At 68.2% G+C, this 25,643-nt stretch carries 23 protein-coding genes and 1 tRNA gene; 16 read left to right on the top strand and 8 right to left on the bottom strand.

The window, feature by feature from the left end; translation table 11 throughout:
- Together GNT64_RS00400 and GNT64_RS00395 are read right to left on the bottom strand one after the other, a co-directional pair.
- Positions 1-603 carry a hypothetical protein gene (locus tag GNT64_RS00400; RefSeq protein WP_156677736.1) on the bottom strand — a complete coding sequence of 201 codons (603 nt, stop codon included), beginning with the start codon at positions 601-603 and terminating at the stop codon, positions 1-3.
- 34 nt (positions 604-637) lie between these two features.
- On the bottom strand, positions 638-1,315 hold the full coding sequence (locus tag GNT64_RS00395) for a class I SAM-dependent methyltransferase (RefSeq protein WP_156677735.1): 678 nt from the start codon (positions 1,313-1,315) through the stop codon (positions 638-640).
- Between the two features lie 322 nt (positions 1,316-1,637).
- Between GNT64_RS00395 and GNT64_RS00390 the strand changes: the two genes are divergently transcribed.
- Entirely contained in the window at positions 1,638-2,588 is a 951-nt protein-coding gene (locus tag GNT64_RS00390; RefSeq protein WP_231639157.1) for a UDP-2,3-diacylglucosamine diphosphatase, read from the top strand.
- Complete coding sequence (locus GNT64_RS00385) at positions 2,585-3,676, top strand: glycosyltransferase family 4 protein (protein ID WP_156677734.1); 1,092 nt, start codon at positions 2,585-2,587, stop codon at positions 3,674-3,676. The genes GNT64_RS00390 and GNT64_RS00385 overlap by 4 nt, the downstream gene beginning before the upstream one ends.
- Before the next feature lie 335 nt (positions 3,677-4,011).
- On the opposite strand, the gene GNT64_RS00380 is transcribed toward GNT64_RS00385, so the two are convergent.
- Both GNT64_RS00380 and GNT64_RS00375 read right to left on the bottom strand, forming a co-directional pair.
- Positions 4,012-5,301 carry an aspartyl/asparaginyl beta-hydroxylase domain-containing protein gene (locus GNT64_RS00380; RefSeq protein ID WP_156677733.1) on the bottom strand — a complete coding sequence of 430 codons (1,290 nt, stop codon included), beginning with the start codon at positions 5,299-5,301 and terminating at the stop codon, positions 4,012-4,014.
- Between the two features lie 103 nt (positions 5,302-5,404).
- Entirely contained in the window at positions 5,405-8,419 is a 3,015-nt protein-coding gene (locus GNT64_RS00375; RefSeq protein WP_156677732.1) for a TonB-dependent receptor domain-containing protein, read from the bottom strand.
- Between the two features lie 245 nt (positions 8,420-8,664).
- On the opposite strand from GNT64_RS00375, the gene GNT64_RS00370 reads away from it, so the two are divergent.
- From GNT64_RS00370 to GNT64_RS00355, 4 genes are all read left to right on the top strand, one after another.
- Positions 8,665-9,204: a hypothetical protein gene (locus GNT64_RS00370; protein WP_156677731.1), complete on the top strand. Its 540-nt coding sequence runs from the start codon at positions 8,665-8,667 to the stop codon at positions 9,202-9,204.
- 415 nt (positions 9,205-9,619) lie between these two features.
- Positions 9,620-10,504, top strand: coding sequence for a helix-turn-helix domain-containing protein (locus tag GNT64_RS00365; RefSeq protein WP_197277202.1), 885 nt, complete (start codon positions 9,620-9,622; stop codon positions 10,502-10,504).
- A gap of 110 nt (positions 10,505-10,614) precedes the next feature.
- Positions 10,615-11,352, top strand: coding sequence for an SDR family oxidoreductase (locus tag GNT64_RS00360; RefSeq protein WP_156677729.1), 738 nt, complete (start codon positions 10,615-10,617; stop codon positions 11,350-11,352).
- Between the two features lie 13 nt (positions 11,353-11,365).
- Positions 11,366-12,274: an SDR family oxidoreductase gene (locus tag GNT64_RS00355; RefSeq protein WP_156677728.1), complete on the top strand. Its 909-nt coding sequence runs from the start codon at positions 11,366-11,368 to the stop codon at positions 12,272-12,274.
- A 142-nt stretch (positions 12,275-12,416) separates the two neighbouring features.
- On the opposite strand, the gene GNT64_RS00350 is transcribed toward GNT64_RS00355, so the two are convergent.
- Both GNT64_RS00350 and GNT64_RS00340 read right to left on the bottom strand, forming a co-directional pair.
- Positions 12,417-13,763, bottom strand: coding sequence for a TonB-dependent receptor (locus tag GNT64_RS00350; RefSeq protein WP_197277201.1), 1,347 nt, complete (start codon positions 13,761-13,763; stop codon positions 12,417-12,419).
- Positions 13,756-13,832 (bottom strand) — tRNA-Arg (locus GNT64_RS00340). The genes GNT64_RS00350 and GNT64_RS00340 overlap by 8 nt, the downstream gene beginning before the upstream one ends.
- Before the next feature lie 131 nt (positions 13,833-13,963).
- Here GNT64_RS00340 and GNT64_RS00335 point away from each other — a divergent pair.
- The 9 genes from GNT64_RS00335 to GNT64_RS00295 all read left to right on the top strand — a co-directional run bounded on the left by GNT64_RS00335 (position 13,964) and on the right by GNT64_RS00295 (position 23,952).
- Complete coding sequence (locus GNT64_RS00335) at positions 13,964-14,848, top strand: alpha/beta hydrolase family protein (protein WP_156677727.1); 885 nt, start codon at positions 13,964-13,966, stop codon at positions 14,846-14,848.
- A gap of 44 nt (positions 14,849-14,892) precedes the next feature.
- Complete coding sequence (locus tag GNT64_RS00330; protein WP_156677726.1) at positions 14,893-17,061, top strand: primosomal protein N'; 2,169 nt, start codon at positions 14,893-14,895, stop codon at positions 17,059-17,061.
- A gap of 182 nt (positions 17,062-17,243) precedes the next feature.
- Positions 17,244-17,798: a F0F1 ATP synthase subunit delta gene (locus GNT64_RS00325; RefSeq protein ID WP_156677725.1), complete on the top strand. Its 555-nt coding sequence runs from the start codon at positions 17,244-17,246 to the stop codon at positions 17,796-17,798.
- A gap of 2 nt (positions 17,799-17,800) precedes the next feature.
- Positions 17,801-19,330, top strand: a complete 1,530-nt coding sequence (gene atpA, locus GNT64_RS00320; RefSeq protein WP_156677724.1) for a F0F1 ATP synthase subunit alpha — start codon at positions 17,801-17,803, stop codon at positions 19,328-19,330.
- 52 nt (positions 19,331-19,382) lie between these two features.
- Positions 19,383-20,264: a F0F1 ATP synthase subunit gamma gene (locus GNT64_RS00315; RefSeq protein ID WP_156677723.1), complete on the top strand. Its 882-nt coding sequence runs from the start codon at positions 19,383-19,385 to the stop codon at positions 20,262-20,264.
- Between the two features lie 56 nt (positions 20,265-20,320).
- The gene (atpD, locus tag GNT64_RS00310; protein WP_156677722.1) at positions 20,321-21,772 is read left to right on the top strand and encodes a F0F1 ATP synthase subunit beta; all 1,452 of its coding nucleotides are present in this window, start codon (positions 20,321-20,323) and stop codon (positions 21,770-21,772) included.
- 36 nt (positions 21,773-21,808) lie between these two features.
- On the top strand, positions 21,809-22,078 hold the full coding sequence (locus tag GNT64_RS00305) for a hypothetical protein (protein ID WP_156677721.1): 270 nt from the start codon (positions 21,809-21,811) through the stop codon (positions 22,076-22,078).
- A 7-nt stretch (positions 22,079-22,085) separates the two neighbouring features.
- Entirely contained in the window at positions 22,086-22,346 is a 261-nt protein-coding gene (locus tag GNT64_RS00300; RefSeq protein WP_156677720.1) for an ATP synthase F1 subunit epsilon, read from the top strand.
- A gap of 100 nt (positions 22,347-22,446) precedes the next feature.
- The gene (locus tag GNT64_RS00295; protein ID WP_156677719.1) at positions 22,447-23,952 is read left to right on the top strand and encodes a TadA family conjugal transfer-associated ATPase; all 1,506 of its coding nucleotides are present in this window, start codon (positions 22,447-22,449) and stop codon (positions 23,950-23,952) included.
- On the opposite strand, the gene GNT64_RS00290 is transcribed toward GNT64_RS00295, so the two are convergent.
- Complete coding sequence (locus GNT64_RS00290) at positions 23,949-24,143, bottom strand: hypothetical protein (RefSeq protein ID WP_156677718.1); 195 nt, start codon at positions 24,141-24,143, stop codon at positions 23,949-23,951. The two genes, GNT64_RS00295 and GNT64_RS00290, sit on opposite strands and share 4 nt — an antisense overlap.
- 44 nt (positions 24,144-24,187) lie before the next feature.
- Between GNT64_RS00290 and GNT64_RS00285 the strand changes: the two genes are divergently transcribed.
- Positions 24,188-24,997, top strand: coding sequence for a class I SAM-dependent methyltransferase (locus tag GNT64_RS00285; protein WP_156677717.1), 810 nt, complete (start codon positions 24,188-24,190; stop codon positions 24,995-24,997).
- 24 nt (positions 24,998-25,021) lie between these two features.
- On the opposite strand, the gene phaR is transcribed toward GNT64_RS00285, so the two are convergent.
- The gene (phaR, locus tag GNT64_RS00280) at positions 25,022-25,585 is read right to left on the bottom strand and encodes a polyhydroxyalkanoate synthesis repressor PhaR (protein WP_156677716.1); all 564 of its coding nucleotides are present in this window, start codon (positions 25,583-25,585) and stop codon (positions 25,022-25,024) included.
- Between the last annotated feature and the right edge of the window lie 58 nt (positions 25,586-25,643).

Here is a 25,643-nt window from a genome sequence, read left to right as displayed (position 1 = left end):
TCAGTGCGCCTGCGCCATCCCGTCGATCCGCTCGCCCTTCAGCAGCCGCACCGGCGCCTTGTGGTAGAGCTTGATGTCGTGGAACGGATCTGTGAGGATCTTGGTCGCCCAGACGAGGCCGGTCTGCACGTCGCGGATGAAGAACAGCTGCACCGTGCGGAACATGAGGCCACCGAAGGCGAGGCCCAGCCACAATATGCCCACGTGGCGCAGCAGCTCCGTCATGGTCTCGTGCGGCACGAACAGGCCGAAGAAGCTCGGATCGATCAGCAGCGGCAGCGGGATCAGCACCCACACGCTCATGAAGATCCACTTGCGCACGAGGTTGTAGCCGACCTTCACCTCCTCCTTATACCGGTGCGTCGCCTGGTTGACGTGGTCGTAGCCCTTCGGCTCGAAGAAGAAGTGGCCGATCTGCCGGCTCGTCATCGCCACGCACCAGCCGAGCAGGCTCGCCAGCGCCGGATCCTTGAAGACCAGTATATAGGCGCACACGAAGGTGCTGGCGCTTAGCAGATGCAGGCTCTGGTTGACCAGATTGTGGTGATAGTAGCGGTGATCGTCCCACCGCTGTTCCTTCAGGCAATCCAGGAAGCCGGTCATGCGAACCTCGTGATCGGGGATGGGGAAGGCGCGCTCAGGCGGCGCGGCTGCCGCCGGCGGCGGCATCCAGCTTGCGGTAGCGCAGCAGCGAGAAGTGGCCGAGCGGCGGCAGGCTGCGCCGCTCCACCAGGGTCACGGCCGGCATGGTATCGGCCCAGCGCGCGTAGCGCGCCCACGAGAACTCCGTCCGCCAGCCCAGCCGGCTGGTGATCGGCATCAGGATCCTCTCGATCGCGCGGCGCACGCCGGCCTCGGCGCCGATGCGCGTGGTGATGATGATCTCGCCGCCCGGCCGCACGACGCGGACGAACTCGTCGAGCGCAGCCTCCGGATTGGGCACGGCGGTGACGACATATTGCGCCACCACCACGTCGAACGCGCCGTCGGGGAAGGCCAGCCGCTCGGCATCCATCACGTCGATCGCCTCGACATTGTCGAGCTTGAACTCGCGCACCCGCGCTCGCGCCTTCTCCAGCATCGGCTCGGAGATGTCGACGCCGACCAGTCGCGTGCGGCGGTTGTAGGCGGGCAGCGAGATGCCGGTGCCGATGCCCACCTCCAGCACGCGCCCGCCCACCGCCTCGGCGGCGACGATGGCGGCGTTGCGCCCGCGCCGGAACACGGGGCCGAACACCAGATCGTAGATCGGCGCCCAGCGGCCGTATGCGGCGGCCACCTGATCGGTCATCATCGTCGGAGCAGCCTGGGTCATGGAAATCCTCGATTCTGCCTGGGCGCAGCGTTACAGCCGTTGCGCGTTCCGCCCGCCGCCGCTACGCGCGCCGATCGGTCCGATCCAGTCGCGGCACGCCGCCTCGGCCGTTCTTGCCCGCTTTGCCACTCAATCTGTTACAGATCGACGTCCGGCGCGCGTAATATTCATGTCGCACGTCTCTTTCCTGTCACTGTTCGTCCGGCGACTGTCAGAGGACCGTAACCTAGTCGCAATCGACTAGTCGCCAATTTCTGTCATTGGCACAGCCGACGAAGGGCAGGCGCCCGCGCCATCCCCCAACGCGAAAGGCTATTTGCCCATGGCTTCCCTGCCAGAGCGCCAGGTCCACGCGCGACAGGCGCCCGCTCTCTCCGCCCGCAAGATGAAGACGATGGCGAAGCCTTCCATTCCCGAGTGGCTGCGCACGGACGCACGCGCACGCGACGACGACGGGCCGCACTTGAAGTATCGCACCGTGTGGATCTCCGACCTGCATCTCGGCACCGCCGGCTGCAATGCCGACATGCTGCTCGATTTCCTCCGCTCGATACGGTGCGAGACCTTGTATCTGGTGGGCGACATCGTCGACGGCTGGCAGCTGAAGAAGGGCTGGTACTGGCCGCAGCGACATAACGACGTCGTTCGCTGCATTCTGAAGATGGCCAAGCACGGCACCCGCGTGATCTACGTGCCCGGCAACCATGACGACAGCTTCCGCGACTATGTCGGCCTGCACTTCGGCGGCGTGGAGCTGCTGCCGGAAGCGATCCACGTCACCGCCGACGGGCGCCGGCTGCTGGTGCTGCACGGCGACGTGTTCGACAATATCGTGCTGTTCGCGCGCTGGCTCGCCTTTCTCGGCGATGGCGCCTACACGCTGCTGCTGAAGAGCAACGCGCTGGTCAACAATGTCCGCCGCCGGCTGAACCTGCCCTACTGGTCGCTCGCCTGCCACGTGAAGAAGCGGGTGAAGAACGCCGTGCAGTTCATCTCCCGCTTCGAGGAGGCGGTCGCCCATGCGGCGGCGGATCGCGGCGTCGACGGCGTGGTGTGCGGCCACATCCACAGCGCCGAGATCCGCGAGATCGGCGACATCACCTACTATAACGACGGCGACTGGGTGGAGAGCTGCACCGCGCTGGTGGAACATGCCGACGGCGCGATGGAGATACTGGAGTGGGCGGTCCTCTCCGAAGGCGGCACGCGCGCGCCGGTGCTCCAGCTGCAGCAGCATCGCGCGCAGCCCGCGCAAGAGCCGGTGATGGCGTGAGGATCGCCCTCGTCAGCGACGCGTGGGCGCCGCAGGTCAACGGCGTGGTCCGCACGCTGACGACCACGGTGGAGCGGCTGCGGCTGCGCGGCTGCCTGGTCGAGACGATCACGCCCGATCGCTTCCGCACGATCCCCTGCCCCAGCTATCCCGAAATCCGCCTCGCCATGGGCTGCGGCCGCAAGATGGACCGCCTGCTCGACCTGCTGGAGCCGGACGCCGTCCACATCGCCACGGAAGGCCCGCTCGGCTGGGCGGCGCGGGCCTGGTGCCTGGCGGCGGGCATGCCGTTCACCACCTCCTTCCACACCCGCTTCCCCGAATATGTCGCGCTGCGCAGCGGCCTGCCGGCCAGCTGGTTCTGGCCGGTCGTGCGGCGCTTCCACCGCGCATCGGCCCGCATATTCTGCGCCACCCCGGCGCTGGCGGCGGAACTGCACGGGCAGGGGCTGGCGAAGACCCACCTCTGGTCGCGCGGCGTCGATCTCGCCGCCTTCTCGCCGGCGGCGCCGACCCACCCGGCGATGGCCGATCTGCCCGGCCCGGTGATGCTCTGCGTCGGGCGGGTGGCGGTGGAGAAGAACATCGCCGCCTTCCTCGACTGCGCCGTCCCCGGCAGCAAGGTGATCGTCGGCGACGGTCCGGAGCGCGCGGCGCTGGAGAAGCGCTTCCCCGACGCGATCTTCCTCGGCGCGCTGCACGGCGGCGCGCTCGCCTCGGCCTATGCCTCGGCCGATCTGCTCGTCTTCCCCAGCCGCACCGACACGTTCGGCCTCGTGATGGCGGAGGCGCTCGCCAGCGGCGTGCCGGTGGCAGGATATCCGGTGCGCGGCCCGCTCGACGTGATCGGCCTCGGCGGACGCGGACCGGGCGATCGCGCCGCCGGCCCGATCGGCGCCCTCGACGAGGATCTCGCCGCCGCCGTCGCCCGCGCCCTCACCGCCGATCGCGCGGCCTGCCTGGCCGAAGGGCGTCGCTACGATTGGGACACCTGCACCGCCGCCTTCCTCGCCGGCCTCGCCCCGCGCGGGCGGACGGCCGTGCCGGAACCAAGCAGCGCCGCGCCGCCGCTGCTCGCCGCCGCCTGAGCGCCTTCAGCGCGGCGGGATCGGCGGGCAGAAATCCTGCCGGCGCCAGATCGGGTCGGCCGGCTCCTCGGGATCCGGTATGGCGAAGCCGACGTGGCGATCAGCCGCTCGCCTCGATCGCCTGGGGCCACGGCTCGGGCACAGGCGGTCGGTCGTCCAGTGTCGGCCGCTTCCTTTGCGATCATCAGAACGGGCGAACCGCGGATAGTTGCCGAACGCCCCGGCAGGCTGCGGGCCGCCACCGGCAACCCGGCGGTGCGCTTCGGCACTTGCGATAGGCCGCTATCGGACGATCGCTCGTGAGAAGCAGGCACCGTCGCCGCCCGCCTCGATCTTCAGTCCGCCACGCGCGCCGCATCCAGATGCTGGCCGCTGGCGTCGGAGACGGCGTAGAATTGCCGCAGCAGCGTCCGCTCCGCCTCGCTCAGATACGGGTTCCACACATCCAGGATCAGGATCGCCCGGACCGCGTCGGAACGGTTCCACGCCTCATGCTCGATCGTGTCGTCGAACGCCCATGCCGCGCCCTCCCGCCACGGCCGCGTCTCGCCGCCGACGCGGAAGCTGCAGCCTTCCGGCACGATCAGCGGCAGGTGGATGATCGTGCGGATGTTGCTGACGCCGGTATGCGCCGGCAGGTGCGCGCCGGGCCGCAGCAGCGAGAAGAAGACGGTGGGCGTGCGGCCCGGCAGGTCGATCAGCGGCAGCCCCTCCACGATGGCGGCGGTCACGGGCGCGCGCGCGCAGGCGGCATCGTTGCGCCGGCCGTCCTTCCACAGGTGCAGCGCCCCCCAGTCCGGTGAGCGGTCGAGCGGCGTCCACTTGTTCGCCGGCGTGCCAGGCGCCATCGCCACATAGGGCAGGAAGCCGGCGGCGGGATCGGCGAGCAGCGCCTCCGCCTCGGCGCGGATCTCGCCGGTGCGCGCCTCCAGCGCCCCGAGCCACGGGAAATGCCGCCGCTCGAAATACTCCTCGGCCGGCAGGAACGGGAAGTGCAGGCCGGCGCACTGGTTGACATGGATCGCCCGCTTGCCGAGCACGTGATCGATCGCGGCATCGAAGCGCCGCCCCTCTCCCGGCGTCAGATCCGCGCGCGCGGCGGCGAGCCCCAAGTCGATCGCTGTCGCGAAGGCGGCGTGCCGGCGCGCCACCCGATCGCGCGCATGGTCCAGCATCATCTCGATCGCGGGGCTGCGCTGCTCGATCTGCGAGGCCATCGCCAGCACGTTGCCCCAGCGTTCGGCGGCGCGATCGTCCTCGCCGGTGCGATCGAACAGCTCCGCCAGCCGCACCAGCGCCATGAAGTGCCGCTGGTCGATCGCCAGCGCGCCCTCCAGCGCCGCCTGCTCGCCGGCATCGTCGCCGTCGTCACGCAGCGCCTTGGCGAGGTTCATCCAGAGATCGGGCGCGTTGGCGTCGACCGCGATCGCCCGGCGGAACAGCGCCGCCGCGCCGGCACGGTCGCCCGCGCCGAGTGCCTGAAGCCCGAGCGCGTTCAGCGCCAGCGGCTGCTCGCCCGCGCGGGCGATTATGGAGCGGTAGAGCTGCTCGGCGGCTTTCGGCCGGCCGGCCTGTCTCGCCTGAGCCGCCGCCGCGAGCGCCCGCTGCACCTCGTCCCGGTCCATCCTCACCTCGATCTGAACGCGCGCTGCCGATGACCGAAACGAAAGGGGCGGGAGAGCGCCGTCAGCCGCTCCCCCGCCCCCAGGCTGTTTGAGTCGCCCCGCCTCAGAACTTCAGATGGGCACCCACGGTGAAGCGGCGGCCCAGCGCGTCGTAGGTCGACGGATAGGTGTTGCCGCTGTTGAAGGTCGTCGAGCCGATGTTGCTGCCGACCGACGGCGGCTGCTTGTCCAGCAGGTTCTCCACCACGACCGTGAGCTCGACATTGTCCGTCACGCCGACGCGCCCGCTGAGATCGAAGATGTCATAGGCCTTGATCTTGCGGAAGGCGGCGAATGCCGGCCCGTTGCTGCCGAAGTTCGAGGCGTCCGCGTCGAACGGCTCCTGCTTCACCGACGAGATATGCCGCCACAGCAGCGACAGGTCGAAGTTCTTGACGCTCAGGGTGGTGCGCTGGTTGAGGCTGAACTCCGGCAGGATAGAGCCACCGCCACCGATCAGGGCGTTACCCGGCAGGCAGTTCACGCTGTAGTAGCCGGCGCACTCGCGGTTGAGCCCGCCTGCGGCCGCGCGGAACTTGTAGCTGAAGACATAGTTCGCGCTGGCGCTGACGGCGAGCTTGAAGGTGTCGTTCAGGTTGGTGCGATAGTTGGCGACCACGTCGATACCGTCCGTCGCCAGCCGGCCGCTGTTGGTGGTGGGCGAAGGCAGGCCCGGCGTCGTGCTGGCGTCGCCATCGAGGCCGCCCGTCGCGGGATCGCGGCGGATCACCGTGCAGAGCGGGCTCGTGGCGCTAGCCGCCGTCAGATTGCCGAAGCACGCGGCGATCGTGTCGCCCGGCGTCGGCGCGGTGAGCGCGTTCTTGATCCGGATCCGGTAGTAATCGACCGAGATCGAGAAGCCCGACACGAAGTCCGGCTGGAAGACGACGCCTGCCGTGTAGGTGTCGGCCTTCTCGGGCTTGTTGTTCGGGTTGCCGGCGAAGGTGGCGTTGATCTGGCCGGCGGACGGCGGGTCGATCGCGCCGATCTGGCTGGCCGGCGCGCCCTGCGCGATGCAGACCGCGCGCAGCAGCGCGTTGTTCACCGGCGCCTGGCCCTGGCACGGATCGGTCCGCAGGTTGGTGAGGCCGACCTGCGAGGGCTGGAACAGCTCGCCGATGTTCGGTGCGCGCACCGCATGCTGGTAGTTGCCGCGCACCTTCAGCCCGTCGATCGGCTCCCAGGTGGCGCCGCCCTTGTAGGTGGTGGCGTTGAACGAGGGCGAACCCGCCGCATCCACCTTGTAGGACGAGTAGCGGATGCCCGCCTCCAGGGTCAGGCTCTTGGCGAATGGCGCGTCGCTGACCAGCGGCATGATAAGTTCGCCGAAGCCTTCGTAGACGCGGTAGCCGCCGTTCACCGGGATGATGCCGCCGCCGGCACCGCCGAGCGCGCCGGGGCTCTGCGCGAGCGTGTCGGCCTGGATGTCCGCCTTGTACTTGCGGAACTCGCCGCCGACGGCGACCGCCACCGGCTGGGAAGCGGACCCGATCGTGAACAGATCGCTGTTGAGCACGCCGTGCACCTGCGCCAGCGACGTGTTGTTCGAGGAGAAGGCAGGGGCCTGGAGGAAGTTGACGGCATCCTGCGTGATCGTTCCGGCGGCGCCGAACACGTTGACGGGCACGCAGCCGCCCGTGGGATCGAGGCAGGCCGTGGTGTTGGTCGACCGCAGCGCCTGCTGCAGGCGCGGAATCAGCACGTAATTCTGCTGCGTCTGCGTGTTCTCACTCTCGCCGTAGGCGCCGTAGACGTCGTAGCGGATCGAATCCGTGATCTGGCCGCGCAGACCGGCCCGATAGTTAAAGATCGTCGTCTTATACTGGCTGACGCGCCCGCCCGCCTCAACGGCCCGGCGCGACAGGTTGGTGCTGAATTCCTTGTAGTTGGGATCGGTCGGGCTGGTGGCCGTCGCGGCGAGGGCGCACTGCGCGGGCGTCAGCGTCTGCACGCCCGCCATGGTGGGATTGAAGTCGTTGTTCGCGCAGAAGGTCGCGCGGGCGCCGGCCGGCAGATACGGGTTGCTGACCGGGATCGACACCGGGCTGGAGAAGGCGCCCGACGGTGCGATGATCGTGTTGACCGTGTTCTTCGAGAACAGGCCCTGGGTATACACCTCCAGCGAGTCCGACACCTCATAGTGGGCCGCGCCGTAGATGTTGAACCGCTCGAACGGCGTCTGGAAGATGTTGTACGGGTTGAAGTTGAAGAAGGCGAACACCGGCACGAGGTTGCCGGTCGTCGGATCGATGTTGCGGTTGCCGACGCCCGCCACGGAGAAGCGCGCCGGAACCGCCGTCTGCGAGGCGCCCGCGGCCGTGCCGTCGAACGAATCGAGCGTGTCGTTGGAGCGCGGCCGCTGGCCGGCGAAGAACACCTCGTCCGCCTGCTGGTAGCCGATGCTCAGCACGGCGTTGCCCTTGCCGTCGTCGAAATTGCCGCCGATCGTGACGTCCGCGCGGAAGCGGTTGCCGTCGCCGCGCTCGGTGATCCCGTTGCTGACGGTGAGGTCGATGCCGGCGAAATCGCGCTTGGTGATGAAGTTGACCACGCCGGACACGGCATCCGCACCATAAGTGGTGCTGGCGCCGCCGGTGAGCAGGTCGACGCGATCGACCAGGGCGAGTGGGATGTTGTTGAGATCGACGTTGCCGTTCAGGTTCGCAGGCGTGATGCGCGTACCGTCAAGCAGGACGATGTTGCGGTTCGCGCCGAGGCCGCGCAGATCGGCGAAGGAGGCGCCGCCATTGCCGTTGTTGGTGTTCGAGCCGATGCCGGCGGCGACGCCCGGAATGTCGCGGATCAGCCGGTCCGCGACCGTCGACTGCTTGAGCGCGATCTCCTCCGACGAAGTGACCGACACGGGGCTGGACGAGACGAGGTTCGGATTGCGGATGAGCGTGCCCGTCACGATGATGTCGCCGCTGCTGCTCTCGGCCGCCGGAGCGGCCTCCTGCGGCGTGGCGCCCGGCGGCGGTGTGGCCGGATCGGCGGTCTGGGCGAAGGCCGGTTGGGCGAGCACCGTCGCGCCGACGAACAGCGTCGATGCAAGCAGGCGCGAGCGATATGGAGTGAGCATGTTCGATCCCCTTGGCTCTATCCGAATTCCCGTCGGATCAGTGCCTTGCTGTTTGGCGTGCCGACACGCGCCGGCCGCAATGCGCCAAGGGCTAATCCGGAAAAGATCGTCCGCCAACGTCCCCGCACGACGGCTGCAACATTCCCGTCGCATTGTTACATTAGGGACACACCCCCCTTCCGAACCCTTGCCGCTGCCGGGGCGAGGGGATAGCGTCCACCTCGTCTGACAGGGGGATGCGGGCGATGCGGCGACGCTGGAACATCATCGTGGCGGCGGGGCTGCTACCGGCCGTCATGGGCCAGGCCGCCGCCGCGCACGGCGAGACCGGCTCGTCCGATCGTGTGCTGCGCTCGCTCACCGAATGTCGCGCCCTGGCCGACGTGAACGCGAAGGTGGCCTGCTTCGAGAAGGCGACGGCGGCGCTGGAGCAGGCCGTGCGCGGCAAGGACGTGACGATCGTCGACCGGCAGGACATCCGCAAGGCCAAGCGATCGCTGTTCGGCTTTACCCTGCCGAAAATCGATCTGTTCGGCGGCGCGCGCGACGAGGACAAGGCCGACAGCTTCACCGAGATCAACACCACCGTGGCGGGCGCGCGCGCGGCCGCCAATGGCCGCGTCGAGATCCGCCTGGCGGATGAGAGCGGCGCCGTGTGGCAGACGACCGATCCGATGAACTTCCCGCCGAGGGCCGGCGCCAAGATCCGCATCCGCCGGGGCACTCTGGGCAACTACTTCCTGTTCGTCGAGGGGCGCAGCTATCGCGGCATGCGCCTGCGCTGAGGCCGCGAGACCGGCGCCGCGGCGACACTCGCCATCGCGATCATGTCCGCGCGCCGGCGGCGGCGTCTCCCTCGCGCACGCGCCGGCCGCCGACGTCGAGAGCGCCGAACGCCGCGACCGGATCGATTGGTTCCTCGGATCGACCGGCGTCTTCGACGATGTGGCCGACGGCTGACCCTGTGCTCCTCGCCCGGCAGCCGCTTGCTGGCCGCCGTTTCAGCCGTAAACCTGTAGCTCCGCGTGTCCGCCATCCAAGAGGTCCGCATCGACGGGTCGATGAGAAGATAAGCGCGCGCAGACTGTTGTCCGACGGGTCGATGCCGTGCCAAGTCCCATTGTACGCGCGGGACCATCGTTCGTTGGAACAGCCAGACTTATGTCGAAACCGTCGCCAGATGTCCGTTCGTCGGAGAGCATGTCGTTCGCATCCGCAGATCCAAGCCGACTGATCGAAAGCAGTGTTCCGGCGGGGTGGACTTCGCTGCATCTCGATCATCAGGAAGGGATCGGCGAAAGCGACATATTCGAGACGCATCTGAAGACCGATCTCACGCTCGTCGTGGCGATGTCAGGCCACCACGAGATCGGCGTTTTCTCTCGTGGACGGTGGAAATCCGCACTCTATCAGCCTGGCAACGCGGGCATGACCCCGCCTGGGGAAGTCACGCGAATGCGTTGGCGGACACTGCCCGGGCAGCCACCGTTCCGGACGCTGCACTTCTATCTGCCCGGCTCGTTGCTGTCCGCGCTTGCTGACGAATATAGCCAGGCAGGGCGCCATGCGCGCGCCGACGATCTATCGGCGCTTTCTTTTCGGGACAATGCGATCGCAGCTCAGGCCGTGGCACTGCTCGCCGCGTGTCGGGCAGGCGAACCCGACATCTATGCGGCTGGAGCGGCACGCTGGATCGTCACCCACCTGCTGTCGCAGCATGCTCAGTGGCGCCACCTGCATAGCGACCCCCGCCTCGCCAGCGTCATCACGGACCGCCGCCTTGCCCGGGTGATCGAGTATATGACAGCGCATCTTGAGAGTGCCATGACGCTGGACGAACTGGCGCGAGAGGCGGGGATCAGTGTCCACCATTTCGGGCGACGATTTCGGGAGAGTACGGGTTTGGGGCCGGCAGCGTATCTGACGACCCTGCGCATGGCCCACGCGCGGCTGCTGCTTCGCACTACAGACCTGCCGATTGCCGAGATCGGTTTCCGGTGCGGCTACTCCCGCGCCAGCGCGTTCGCCACGGCGTTCCTTCGCCACGTCGGCACGACGGCGAGCAGCTATCGCGCATCGCCTTGACTTTCGCCATCGCGCGATAGTGTTTCGCGCCTGCCGCAAGAGGAGAGAAGCCCGCAACAACACCATCAGAACAGCGTAACCATGTCGACCGCATAACGGGAGACAAGGCCATGGCTACGCAGAGACGCGCCGCGATCGTCACCGGATCGTCGCAAGGGATCGGTGCCGCGGTGGCACAGCGGCTGGTGAAGGACGGCTGGGCCGTCACGATCAACTATTCGGGCAACGATGCGCCGGCGAACGCGCTGGTGGATACGATCACGAACGCGGGTGGTCACGCGATCGCAATCAAGGCCGACATCAGTATTCCCGATCGCGTTGAGCAATTATTCGACGAGACGGAGCAAGCATTCGGCGGGGTTCATGCCATCGTCAACAATGCCGGCATCATGAAGCTGGCGCCCATCGCCGAGACCGATGACGACCTCTTCGACCGGCATCTCGCGATCAACCTCAAGGGCGTGTTCAACTGCCTGCGCGAAGGCGCCCGTCGCATCGCCGAGGGCGGCCGGATCGTCAGCTTCTCGTCAAGCGTCGTCGGCCTCTACCAGCCCACCTATGGCGCCTACGCCGCGACCAAGGCCGGCGTCGAGGCAATGACCCACATCCTCGCCAAGGAGCTGGGAGCGAAGAAGATCACGGTGAACGCCATCGCGCCCGGCCCGGTCGCGACGAAGCTGTTCCTCGACGACAAGACCGACGAGCAGATCGCGCAGGTTACGAAGATGATACCGCTCGGCCGGCTGGCCGAGCCGGACGACATCGCGGCCGCCGTCGCCATGCTGCTGGGCCCCGACAGCCACTGGATCACCGGCCAGGTGATCCGGGTCAACGGCGGCGCGATCTGAAGGAGACGGACCAATGAGCCTCATCATCCTCGTCACCGGCGCTTCCAGCGGCTTTGGCCGCATGATCGCGACCGATCTCGCCGCCGCCGGTCACACCGCCTACGCCTCGATGCGCGGGACCGACGGCAAGAATGCCAAGACTGTGGCCGACATCGCATCCGCGGCCTCCGGACAGAAGATCGATCTGCGCACGATCGAACTGGACGTGCAGGACGAGACCTCGATCGACGCCGCAATCGGTGACATCATGCGCGAACATGGACGCATCGACGTCGTCGTCCATAATGCCGGCCACATGGTCTTCGGTCCGCTGGAGGCGTTCACGCCCGACCAGCTCGCCGAACTGTACGACGTCAACGTGCTCGGCACACAGCGCCTCAATCGCGCGGTCCTGCCGCATATGAGAGCGGCCAAAGCCGGCCTGCTGGTCTGGACGTCGAGCACCAGCGTGATGGGTGGCATCCCGCCGCTGCTGGGGCCGTATTTCGCCGCCAAGGCCGGCATGGATCAGATCGCGGTCTCCTACGCCCGTGAGCTGGCGCCGCTCGGCATCGAGACGTCGATCATCGTTCCCGGCGCCTATACCAAGGGAACCAACCACTTCCCCAATGCCGGCAAGCCCGCAGACGAAGCGCGCGCCAAGGAGTGTGAGGACGCGTGGCCGGACGATTTTGCGCAGCGTATCCAGACCTCCCTCGCCGCGACCGATCCGGAGGACTCCGATCCGGGCGAGATCGGCCGCGCCGTGGTGCAGATCGTCGGCATGCCGGCGGGCAAGCGACCGTTCCGCACGGTGATCGATCCGGCGAACGATGGCTCGGCGGTGACGATGCCTGTCGTGGACCGTGTCCGCGAACAGTTCCTCCATCGCATCGGCTTTGCGGAGCTACTGCACCCCAAGATCGCGCAACGACCAGACTGATAGCGTACAAACCCCGGCAATGCACTTCGCATGGATGTACGAAGTGCACGCCACGTTGCGTTGCAAGTTCCGCAAGTACAACGGTGAACCGATGACAGTCATCAATCTCGTTCGAACGCCGCCGACCCGCCTGCTGATGCCGTTAGAATTTGACCGAGCCGCTCAGTCCGATCGTGCGGGGCTGCATGATCGATACCTGCGCCGGCAGTCCGCTGGTCAGTCCGTTGGTCGACAGCAGCGTATATCCGGACAGCTGCCCCCGTTCGTCGAAGAGATTGCGAACGTAAAGCTGCGCATCGACCGGGCCGATTTTGGCACCGGCGCGCAGATCGACCGACGTATAGTCGGGCAGCCTATACTGCGGGAATGAGGTGCTGTTGTCGAAGCTGACCGAGCGATCCGACACGAACCGCAATGTCGCGCCGAACGTCGGCGCGAATGCGCTACCGGACGGTGCGGTATAATCACCGCTGATCGCCGCCGTGAAAGCGGGGACGTCGGGAAGGCGATCACCGTCGCGGCCGCCGAGATCGGCATTGTCCTGGGCGAGCCGGGCGTGGGCATAGGCGAAGGCACCGCTGAACGTGACTTCACGGCTGGGACGCGCGATCAGCGTCAGCTCGCCGCCGTACAGCCTTGCCTTGCCGGCATTGGCCACGACGACGATCCGACCATTGCCGCGCGAGGCGATGCGCAATTCATTTGTAAACTTTCGGGTTTCCGGCGTGAGGTTCAGCCCGACCGAACCGAACGGCAGGCCGAGAAACGCCAGCAGCGGCACATAGGGTGCGGAATAATCGAGTACCCGCTGGGTTTTGACCGTCTGATAGCTGGTGATCGAGGTGATCGCAGCGCCGCCGAGATCGTAGGTGATCGAAAGGCTGCCGAGGCGGAATTGCTGGTCGAACGGTTCATCGATCAGGCGCCGCTGCGCCAGTGCGTTGTCGGTCGGCCGTCCACCGAACGTGTAGTCGGCGAAGGAACTGCCGTCGCGCTTGATGTCCTGGGCAAAGCCGGACAGGCGGATCGTCAGCGCGTCGCCAGGCGTGAACAGCAGATCGGCCCGGCCACCGTAGATGTCCGCACGATTGACGTTGCGGCGGCCGCGACCCACGTCGTCGATATAGCCACCGTCATAATATACCTTCACCTCCGGTCCGGCCACGACGAAGCCCACCTGTTGGCCTACGTCGGCGGCGACGGAACCGCAGGAGTCCGTTGGACTGCCCGGCGACGGCGAAGGCGGTCTCAAGCTGATACGCCGATCGATGGCGCATCTCGCGCGCAAGAGCCGGGCGAGCGCGACTGGATCGAGGGCCAGATCATGCTCGGGCATCGGAAGACGTCCACGTCGGACACCTATGCGCCGTTCGAGACCGGCTATCTTGGCCGCGCGCTGGAGGTAACGGATGCGATCGTCGAGAAGATCGAGAAGCTGGTAGCCGGCGCCTTCGGGTGGCCGGGTGACGAACGTGGGTGGCTGGCGCACTCGAAGGGATTCGAACCCCTGACCCCTGCCTTCGGAGGGCAGTGCTCTATCCAGCTGAGCTACGAGTGCGTGGGGGCTCCCCTAGCAAAGCCGCCGCGGCACCGCCAGCCTTAAAGGTGCGCCGCCCTCCACGCACCGGTGGAGCGCCCTTGGCAAGCGCCGCCGGGCTGGTAGCGTGGGTGGCGAGGAGACGGGGTGCGATGACGAGAGCCTTCCTGCCGATCGCCGCTATCGCCGCGCTGCTGGCGCCCCCAGCGCCCGCGCGCCCGGTGCCGGCCGCTCCGCCGGCGATCGCGGGCGATCCGCCGCGCGACGCCGCCCATCCGGCCCGCATGGAGGTGCTGCACGTGCCGAGCGGCGGCGGCACGCTCAACGCCGTCGCCTATCTGGCGGCCGGGCCGGGGCCGCACCCCACGCTGGTGCTCTTCCACGGCCTGCCCGGCAACGAGAAGAATGGCGATCTGGCGCAGGCGGTGCGCCGCGCCGGCTGGAACGTGGTGCTGCCCAATTATCGCGGATCGTGGGGCAGCTCGGGCCGCTTCAGCTTCGCCGGGAACCTCGTCGATGCCGATGCGGTGCTGGCCTATGTCCGCGATCCCGACCACGCCGCCCGGCTGGGCATCGATCCGGCGCGGCTGGCGATCGCCGGCCACAGCATGGGCGGCTGGGTGACGGCGCTGACGGCGGCGCATGACCATCGCCTGCTCGGCGCGGCCCTGATCTCGGCGGCCAACATGGGTCCGGCCGGCCGCACCCCGCGCGCCGAACTCGTCGCCCGCATGGCCGACAATCGCGAGACGCTGGCGGCGTCGGCCGAGCAGATGGCCGACGAGCTCGCCGCCAACGCCGCCCTGTTCGACTGGACAAAGGCCGCCCCGGCGCTGGCCGCCCGGCCGCTGCTGGTGCTCACCAGCGACGACGGCCTCGCCCCCGCGGCCGCGGACCTGGCGGCGGCGGTGCGCGCCGGCGGCGGCAGGGCCGTCACCCTCGTCCACGTCGCCACCGATCACAGCTGGTCCGACGCGCGCCTTCGATTGGCGAACGAGATCGTCGCCTGGCTGCAGGCGCTGCCGCCCGCGCGCTGAGCGGCGGGATTCCCTTCCGCCCGCCGCCACCCTAACTAGGCGGCATGGCCCGCGCCCGCGTCCTCCTGCTGAACTCCGCCATCGGCCCGCTCGATTACCGGGTGGATCGCGAGCATGCGGTGGAGCCCGGCAGCATCGTTCTGGCGCCCCTCGGCCCGCGCCAGCTGGCCGGCGTGGTGTGGGAAGCGGAGCGGATGCCCTCCGACGCGGAGGTGGGCGACAATCGCCTGCGCCCGCTCACCCATGTCTACGATCTGCCGCCGCTCGCCGCACCGCTGCGCCGGCTGATCGAGTGGACGGCGGACTATTATCTCGCCGCCCCCGCCGCCGTGCTGCGCATGGCGCTCGCCTCGGCCAGCGCGCTCGACGAGCGGCGCGCCACGACCGAGTATCGCGCCACCGGCACCGTGCCCGATCGCCTCACCCCGCAGCGCGAACAGGCGTTGCAGCGGATCGGCGAGCGCCAGGGGCTGGTGCGCGAGCTGGCGTATATCGCCGACGTCTCCGATGCGGTGATCCGCGGGCTGGTGAAGGCCGGCGCGATCGAGCCGGTGGAGGTGGCGGTCGACGATCCGTTCGTGCCGCCCGATCCCGATCACGCGCCCCCCGATCTCTCGGCCGAGCAGGCCGCCGCCGCCGCCACCCTGGTCGCCGCGGTGCAGGCGCGCGAGGCGGCGGCCTTCCTGCTGGACGGCGTTACCGGCTCCGGCAAGACGGAGGTGTATTTCGAGGCTGTCGCCGAGGCGATCCGGGCCGGCCGGCAGACGCTGGTGCTGCTGCCGGAGATCGCGCTGACCGAGCCGTTTCTCAAGCGGTTCGCCGCCCGCTTCGGCCACCAGCCGGTCGCCTGGCACTCGGACCTGCGCCAGTCGCAGCGCAGGCGGGCATGGCGCGCGATCGCGTCGGGCGAGGCGAAGGTGGTGGTCGGCGCCCGCTCCGCCTTGTTCCTGCCCTATGCCGATCTCGGCCTGATCGTGGTGGACGAGGCGCACGAATCCTCGTTCAAGCAGGAGGATGGCGTGATGTACCACGCCCGCGACGTGGCGGTGATGCGCGGCCGGTTCGAGGGGGTGCCCGTGATCCTCGCCTCGGCCACGCCGGCGATCGAGACGCGCCAGCAGGTGACGCTCGGCCACTATGCCGAGCTGAAGCTGCCGCGCCGCTTCGGCCCGGCCACCATGCCGGATATCGCCGCGCTGGATCTGCTGCGCGATCCGCCGCTGCGCGGCCGCTGGATCGCCCCCACCCTGGTCCGCGAGCTGGAGGCCAATCTGGCGCGCGGCGAGCAGTCGCTGCTGTTCCTCAACCGGCGCGGCTACGCGCCGCTCACGCTCTGCCGCACCTGCGGCCACCGCTTCCAGTGCCCGAACTGCACCGCCTGGATGGTGGAGCACCGGCTGACGGCGCGGCTCGCGTGCCATCATTGCGGCCATGTGATGCCGCCGCCCGCCGCCTGCCCGGAATGCGGCGAGGCGGACAGCCTGGTCGCCTGCGGCCCCGGCGTCGAGCGGATCGCCGACGAGGTGGCGGCGCTGTTCCCGCAGGCGCGCACCGCGATGGTCACGTCGGACACGCTCTGGTCGCCGGCCAAGGCGGCCGAGTTCGTCAACCGCATGGAGGCGGGCGAGATCGACATCGTGATCGGCACGCAGCTGGTGACGAAGGGCTACCACTTCCCCAACCTCACCCTGGTGGGCGTGATCGACGCCGATCTCGGCCTGGCCGGCGGCGATCTGCGCGCGGCCGAGCGCAGCTTCCAGCAGATCGCACAGGTGGCCGGGCGGGCGGGTCGCGGCGAGAAGCCCGGCCGCGTGCTGGTGCAGACGCGCGAGCCCGGCGCGCCGGTGATTCGCGCGCTCGTCTCGGGCGATGCGGAGAGCTTCTACGCGGCCGAGACCGCGGCGCGGCGACATGCCGGCGCGCCGCCGTTCGGCCGATTCGCCGCGATCATCGTGTCGTCCGAGGCGCTCGACGAGGCGGTGGCGGCAGCCCGCCTGATCGGCGACAGCGCGCCGGAGGTGGAGGGCATGGCCGTCTACGGCCCCGCCCCGGCCCCCCTCGCCATGCTGCGCGGCCGCCACCGCCAGCGGCTGCTGGTCCACGCCCGCCGCACCCTTGACGTGCAGGACGTGATCCGCGCCTGGCTCGGCGCATTGGATTGGCCCAAGGGCGTGCGGGTAGCGGTGGACGTCGACCCCTACTCCTTCGTCTGAGATACTCGCATGTGTTCGAGATCCTCCTAGGCACGGGAAGGATCCGGCCGGCCCGCGCGGCAGAATCCTTGCGCCTTGCATCGCCGCGAACCCCCTGCTAACCGGCCGGCGAACGTGCGGGGGCGCCCTTGGCGGCGATCCCCTCCGCATGGGGCACACTCCAGCTAGGGGATTTCGGGCGCGTGGAGACATCCGGCGGCATTCAGGCAAGCCTTAGCGGGCGCTACGCGACGGCCCTGTTCGAACTTGCCCGCGACGAGCGCCAGCTGGACACGGTGTCGGCCAGCCTAGAGACGCTGAAGGCGTCGATCGCCGGCTCCGACGAGCTGCGCCGGCTGATCGCCAGCCCGCTGATCGGGCGCACCGAAGCCAAGGCGGCGATCGCGGCGGTGGTGCCGGCGATGGGCCTCGATCCGCTCACCGGCAATTTCCTCGGCGTGCTCGCGCAGAACCGCCGGCTCGATCAGATCGACGCCGTGATCCGCGCCTTCCGCCAGCTGCTGGCGCGCCACCGCAACGAGGCGACGGCCGACGTCACCTCCGCCCACCCCCTCGGCGACGACCAGATCGCGGCCTTGAAGGCCAAGCTGAGGCAGCAGACCGGGCGCGACGTGGCGATCGATCTCAAGGTGGATCCGGCGATCCTCGGCGGGCTGATCGTGAAGGTCGGCAGCCGCATGGTCGATGGCTCGATCCGCACCAAGTTGAACACTCTCGCGACTGCGATGAAAGGCTGAAAATGGATATCCGCGCGGCAGAAATCTCGAAGGTCATCCGTGACCAGATCGCCAGCTTCGGCAACGAGGCGCAGGTGTCCGAGGTCGGTCAGGTGCTGTCGGTGGGCGACGGCATCGCCCGCATCCACGGCCTGGACAATGTGCAGGCCGGCGAGATGATCGAGTTCGCCAACGGCGTGCAGGGCATGGCCCTGAACCTGGAGGCCGACAATGTCGGCGCGGTGATCTTCGGGTCGGACGCGCAGATCAAGGAAGGCGATGTCGTCAAGCGCACCGGCACGATCGTGGACGTGCCGGTCGGCAAGGGCCTGCTCGGCCGCGTGGTGGACGGCCTCGGCAATCCGATCGACGGCAAGGGCCCGATCGAGGGGGCCGAGCGCCGCCGCGTCGAGGTGAAGGCGCCCGGCATCATCCCGCGCAAGTCGGTGCACGAGCCGGTGCAGACCGGCCTCAAGGCGCTCGACGCGCTGGTGCCCGTCGGCCGCGGCCAGCGCGAGCTAATCATCGGCGATCGCCAGACCGGCAAGACGGCCGTCGCGATCGACACCTTCATCAACCAGAAGCAGGCGCATCAGGGCGACGACGAGGGCAAGAAGCTCTACTGCGTGTACGTCGCCGTCGGCCAGAAGCGCTCCACCGTCGCGCAGATCGTGCGCGCGCTGGAGGAGAATGGCGCGATGGAATATTCCATCGTAGTCGCCGCAACCGCGTCCGAGCCGGCACCGCTCCAGTTCCTCGCGCCGTATACCGGCTGCGCGATGGGCGAGTATTTCCGCGACAACGGCATGCATGCTGTGATCGTGTACGACGATCTGTCCAAGCAGGCCGTCGCCTACCGCCAGATGTCGCTGCTGCTGCGCCGCCCGCCGGGCCGCGAGGCCTATCCGGGCGACGTGTTCTACCTCCACTCGCGCCTGCTGGAGCGGGCGGCGAAGATGAACGACGCCAACGGCAACGGCTCGCTGACGGCGCTGCCGATCATCGAGACGCAGGCCGGCGACGTCTCCGCCTACATTCCGACCAACGTGATCTCGATCACCGACGGCCAGATCTTCCTGGAGACGGACCTGTTCTACCAGGGCGTGCGCCCGGCCATCAACGTCGGCCTGTCGGTCAGCCGCGTCGGCTCGGCCGCGCAGACCAAGGCGATGAAGAAGGTCGCCGGCTCGATCAAGCTGGAGCTGGCGCAGTATCGCGAGATGGCCGCCTTCGCCCAGTTCGGCTCGGACCTCGACGCCTCGACCCAGCGCCTGCTGAACCGCGGCGCGCGGCTGACGGAGCTGCTGAAGCAGGCGCAGTACGCGCCGATGCCGTTCGAGGAGCAGGTCGCCTCGATCTTCGCCGGGGTGAACGGCTATCTGGACAAGGTGCCGGTCGGCGACGTGACCCGCTTCGAGCAGGCGCTCCTCTCCGATCTGCGCGCCCGCCACGCCGACGTGCTCACCGGCATCCGCGACACCAAGGATCTCGGCGACGACCTGAAGGGCAAGCTGAAGGACGCGCTGGACGCGTTCGCCAAGACCTTCGCCTGATCTGTCTTTCGCGGCCGCCGCTCTCGCCGCGGCCGCACATTAAGGGTCCGTAATGGCCAGCCTCAAAGCCCTGAAGGTCCGCATTTCCTCGGTGAAATCGACCCAGAAGATCACCAAGGCGATGAAGATGGTCGCCGCCGCCAAGCTGCGTCGCGCGCAGATGGCGGCCGAGCAGGGCCGGCCCTATGCCGAGCGCCTGAACGACGTGATGGCGCGCCTGGCCGCCAAGGTCGTCGTTGGGCCGGAGAGCCCGCGCCTGCTGGCCGGCAGCGGCAAGGATCAGCTGCACCTGATCGTCGTCGCCACGTCGGAGCGGGGCCTGGCCGGTGCGTTCAACACCAACATCGTGCGCGCCGCGCGCCGCCGGGCGGACAGCCTGATCGCGCAGGGCAAGACGGTGCGCTTCTACCTGATCGGCAAGAAGGGCCTCGTCCTCAACCGCCTGTTCCCCGGCACGATCGTCCACCAGGTCGATCAGACGCACATCAAGAACGTCGCGTTCAGCGATGCGCTTGAGGTCGCCCGCGACCTCACCCAGCGTTTTCAAAATGGCGAGTTCGACGTCGCCCACCTGTTCTACGCACGCTTCCAGTCGGCGCTGGTGCAGGAGCCGACCGAGCAGCAGATCATCCCCGTGTCGATCCCCGCCGCCAAGCCGGAGACTGGCAACGTCGCCGCCGCCGCGGTGGAATATGAGCCCGACGAGGAGGCGATCCTCGCCGAGCTGCTGCCGCGCAACGTGGCCGTGCAGCTGTTCCGCGCGATGCTGGAGAATGCCGCGTCGGAGCAGGGCAGCCGCATGACCGCGATGGACAACGCCACGCGCAATGCCGGCGACATGATCAACAAGCTGACGATCGTCTACAACCGCACCCGCCAGGCGGCGATCACCACCGAGCTCATCGAGATCATCGCCGGCGCCGAGGCGCTGTAAAGCATCGAACATCCGGCGCCGCGGCGCTCCAAGAGAACACAGGCAAGGACCGAACCATGGCAACCGCCCCCACCACCAACTATACCGGCCGCATCAGCCAGGTCATCGGCGCCGTCGTCGACGTCTCGTTCGACGGTGAGCTGCCGGCGATCCTGAACGCGCTCGAGACGCAGAATGGCGAGACCCGCCTCGTGCTGGAGGTCGCCCAGCATCTGGGCGAGAACACCGTCCGCACGATCGCGATGGACGCCACCGACGGCCTCACCCGCGGCCAGGAAGTGCGCGACACCGGCAGTCAGATCCGCGTGCCCGTCGGCCCGGACACGCTCGGCCGCATCCTGAACGTGATCGGCGAGCCGATCGACGAGCGCGGCCCGGTGAGCCACGAGCGCACCAACCCGATCCACGCGGACGCGCCGCTGTTCGTCGACCAGTCGACCGAGACGGCGATCCTCGTCACCGGCATCAAGGTGATCGATCTGCTCGCGCCCTACGCCAAGGGCGGCAAGATCGGCCTGTTCGGCGGCGCCGGCGTCGGCAAGACGGTGCTGATCCAGGAGCTGATCAACAACATCGCCAAAGGCCATGGCGGCGTCTCGGTGTTCGCCGGCGTCGGCGAGCGCACGCGCGAGGGCAACGATCTCTATCACGAGTTCCTCGACGCCGGCGTCATCGCCAAGGACGCGGACGGCAACCCCACGCCGGAAGGCTCCAAGGTGGCGCTCGTGTTCGGCCAGATGAACGAGCCGCCGGGCGCCCGCGCCCGCGTCGCCCTCTCGGGCCTCGCCAACGCGGAATATTTCCGCGACGTGGAAGGCCAGGACGTGCTGTTCTTCGTCGACAACATCTTCCGCTTCACCCAGGCGGGCTCGGAAGTGTCGGCGCTGCTCGGCCGCATCCCCTCGGCCGTGGGTTATCAGCCGACCCTCTCCACCGACATGGGCGCGCTGCAGGAGCGGATCACGTCCACCAACAAGGGCTCGATCACCTCGGTGCAGGCGATCTACGTGCCGGCCGACGATCTCACCGATCCGGCGCCGGCCACCTCCTTCGCCCACCTCGACGCCACGACGACGCTGAACCGCGCCATCTCGGAACTGGGCATCTACCCGGCGGTCGATCCGCTGGACAGCACCAGCCGCGTGCTAACGCCCGCGGTCGTCGGCCAGGAGCATTACGAGACGGCGCGTGCGGTGCAGGAGGTGCTGCAGAAGTACAAGTCGCTGCAGGACATCATCGCCATCCTGGGCATGGACGAGCTGTCCGAGGAGGACAAGCTCACCGTCAGCCGCGCCCGCAAGATCCAGCGCTTCCTCAGCCAGCCGTTCCACGTGGCCGAGGTGTTCACCGGCATCCCCGGCAAGTTCGTGCAGATCGAGGATACGGTGAAGTCGTTCAAGGCCGTGGTCGACGGCGAGTATGACCATCTGCCGGAAGCCGCCTTCTACATGGTCGGCGGCATTGAGGAGGCGGTCGCCAAGGCGCAGAAGCTGGCCGAAGCGGCATAGTCGACTCGTCAGGGGAGAGAGCGTAGGATCGTGTCGATGACGGTCGACACTCTTTCCCTTGCAAAGGAGCTTCGTGCGGCCGAACTATCGTCGGTACAGGCGGAAGCGATAGCTGCGGCGATCGGCAAGGCCGTTGTCGAGGGCGTGGCGACAAAATCGGACGTTCAGCTCTTGCGGGCCGACCTTTCCCAGGCGGAAGCTCGGCTCGAAGCCAAGATCGAGACGGTTCACTCGCGTCTGCTGACTTGGTTCATCGGAACGCAGATCGCGGTTGGTGCGCTCATCGTGGCGCTCTTAAAGCTCTAGGACAGACATGGCCCTCCACTTCGAACTCGTCACGCCCGAGAAGCTGCTTCGCTCGGAGGATGTCCACATGGTCGTGGTGCCCGGCACCGAGGGTGATTTCGGCGTGCTGGCCGGCCACGCGCCCTTCATGTCGGTCGTCCGCTCGGGCGAGCTGACGGTCTATTCGGGGCCGAACACCGTCTCCGGCAGGATCCATGTCGAGGGCGGTTTCGCCGAGGTGAACGAGAAGGGCCTCACCGTGCTTGCCGAGGCCGCGACCGAGGCCTGAGGCGTCCGCCGGCCCGGCGGTAAGACATCGTAAAAGCTTAGCCGTTATTCACCATTCCCGACCACGCGCCGAACCGGCGCGTCTATCGAGGGTGTAACGGATGAGCGCTTTTGGCCGACGCAGCGGAGCTTCGAGCGGCGGGCAGCGGCCCTCCTTCGGGGTGGCGCGGCCGCTCCACGGCGGTGGCCCCGCTCCTGTCGAGACCGGCGGCGCGCAATTCCCCTCGCTCGACACGATGGCCTTCCCGGGCGAGAGCAGCGTGCCCGTCACGATGGACGCGATGGCTCGCCTCGCCAGCCGCCAGGATGCGTCGGGAGAGGCCGGCAGCAGCAAGCAGGAAGGATTCGACGCCTCCGTCCACAAGATCAAGGAGCAGGTGCTGCCGCGCCTGCTGGAGCGGATCGACCCGGAAGCCGCGGCCACCCTCAGCAAGGACGAGCTGGCCGAGGAATTCCGCCCGATCATCGGCGAGGTGCTGGCCGAGCTGAAGATCACGCTCAACCGCCGCGAGCAGTTCGCGCTGGAAAAGGTGCTGGTCGACGAGTTGCTGGGTCTGGGGCCGCTGGAGGAGCTGCTCAACGATCCGCTGATCACCGACATCATGGTGAACGGGCCGGACCAGACCTATATCGAGAAGAAGGGCAAGCTGGAGATCGCGCCGATCACCTTCCGCGACGAGGAGCATCTGTTCCAGATCGCCCAGCGCATCGTCTCCAAGGTCGGCCGCCGCGTCGACCAGACCACCCCACTGGCCGACGCCCGCCTGATGGACGGCTCCCGCGTCAACGTCATCGTGCCGCCGCTGAGCTTGCGTGGCACCGCGATCTCGATCCGCAAATTCTCGGCCAAGCCGATCACCTTGGACATGATGGCCAAGGGCGGCAGCATGTCGGACAAGATGGCGACGGCGCTGAAGATCGCCGGCGCCAGCCGCTTCAACATCGTGATCTCCGGCGGCACCGGCTCCGGCAAGACGACGATGCTGAACGCGCTCTCCAAGCTGATCGACCCCGGCGAGCGCGTCATCACGATCGAGGACGCGGCCGAACTCCGCCTCCAGCAGCCGCACTGGCTGCCGCTGGAGACGCGCCCCGCCAACCTGGAGGGCAACGGCCAGATCTCGATCCGCGATCTCGTCGTCAACGCGCTGCGCATGCGGCCGGACCGCATCATCCTGGGCGAGATCCGTGGCGCCGAGTGTTTCGATATGCTCGCCGCCATGAACACCGGCCACGATGGCTCCATGTGCACGCTGCACAGCAACTCCCCGCGCGAGGCGCTGGCGCGTATGGAGAACATGGTGATGATGTCGGACATCAAGGTGCCGAAGGAGGCGATCAGCCGCCAGATCGCCGATTCGGTGGACATGATCATCCAGGTGAAGCGCCTGCGCGACGGCAGCCGCCGCGTGACCAACATCACCGAGGTGATCGGCATGGAAGGCGCCGTGATCGTCACGCAGGAGCTGTTCAAGTTCGAGTATATGGACGAGGGCGCCGACGGCAAGATCATGGGCGAGTATCGCGCGATGGGCCTGCGCCCGTACACGCTGGACAAGGCGCGCCAGTTCGGCTTCGACCAGCCGTTCCTGGAAAGCTGCCTCTAGCCCTTCAGCGCCAGCGCGGCGCACACGGCCGCCGCCATCAGCGCCGCCAGCAGCACCAGCGGCCACGGCACCCAGCCGACCGCGTCCAGCCGCGTGCGGCGGGCGCGGCGACGGTCCGCCAGCGCGGCGATGGCGGCCAGCCCGGCCGATGCCGCCGCCGCGATCCAGAGCGCCCCTTGCATGTCGATCATCCGGCCCGCATCATGGCCTGGAGCCCTAGTTGCGGAGAGACCGAATGCGCCACCTTTTTCTCGCCGCCCTGCTGGCACCGCTCACCCTTGCCGCCACCGCCGCTACGCCGGTGCAGACGAAGCCGGCCGATGCGCTGGCGGCGGCCGTCGCCAGCCCGGCCCGATCCGCCGCCAACCGCGCGCGCGACCAATATCGCCACCCCGTCCAGACGCTCGCCTTCTTCGGCGTGAAGCCCGGCCAGACGGTGGTGGAGATCTGGCCCGGCGCCGGCTGGTATGCCGAGATCCTCGCGCCGCTGCTGTCCGCGCGCGGCCACTACATCGCCGCCACCCAGCCGCCCGGCAAGAATCGCGATGCCACGCTGAAGCTGCTGGCGGGCGATCCCGCGCGCTTCGGCAAGGCCACGACGACGATCTTCGACGTCAAGGCGCCCTCCACGATCGCGCCGCCCGGAACGGCAGACGTGGTGCTCACCTTCCGCAACGTGCACAACATGCTGATGGCCGGCGACGATGTGGCCGCACGCGCCTTCGTCGACTTCTACCGCGCGCTGAAGCCCGGCGGCGTGCTGGGCGTGGAGGATCACCGCCTGCCCGAGAGTGCGGATGCGGCGCTGGAGAAGACCAGCGGGTATATTAAGCGATCGACGGTGGTGCGCCTCGCCACCGCCGCCGGCTTCAAGCTGGCAGCGGAGTCGGAGGTGAACGCCAATCCCAAGGATCCGGCGAACTGGCCGAACGGCGTGTGGACGCTGCCGCCGACCCTGAGCCAGGGTGACGTCGACCGCGCCAAATATGTCGCCATCGGCGAGAGCGACCGGATGACCCTGAAGTTCGTCAAGCCGCTCGGCTGAGGCGAGCCGCCGCCGTCCCGGCCCTCAACCGCTCAGCTTGTCGATCTTCGCCTGCAGGCCGGCCAGCTGGTCCTTCAATGCGGCGACCTCATCCTCCACCGGCTGATGCGCGGCGGGGGCAGCGGGCGCCTCGGCGCCGCCCAGCTTGGGCTTGAACGCCTTTGTCGCCGCCTCGAACATCTCGATGTTGCGCTTGGCGAGTTCGGCGAACGGGCCGCCGGTGAAGGCGCCTTCCATAGCGGTGCGAAACTGCATCTGGTTGCGACGGAACGCATCCATCGATGCTTCCAGATATTGCGGCACCATCGACTGCATGGAGTCGCCGTAAAGCGAGATCAGCTGGCGCAGGAAGCTTACCGGCAGCATCGTCTGCCCCCGCGTCTCCTCCTCCATGATGATCTGGGTGAGGACGTTGTGGGTGATGTCGTCTTCCGACTTGGCGTCGATCACCTTGAAGTCGCGGCCCTCGCGCGTCATCGCGGCGAGATGCTCCAGCGTGATGTAGCTCGATGTTTCGGTGTTGTAGAGCCGGCGATTGGCGTATTTCTTGATGATGACCGTTCCCGATCCGCCAGAAGATTTCGCCATGGCCGCCCCATCCCATCCTTTAGAGGCCGGAATGGTAGCACAGGATTATGCCGCACCG

The organism is Sphingomonas profundi (genome assembly GCF_009739515.1).
Lineage (GTDB): Bacteria > Pseudomonadota > Alphaproteobacteria > Sphingomonadales > Sphingomonadaceae > Alterirhizorhabdus > Alterirhizorhabdus profundi.
Note: the sequence above shows the minus strand (reverse complement) of the source record. Positions and strands in the feature narration are given on the sequence as shown.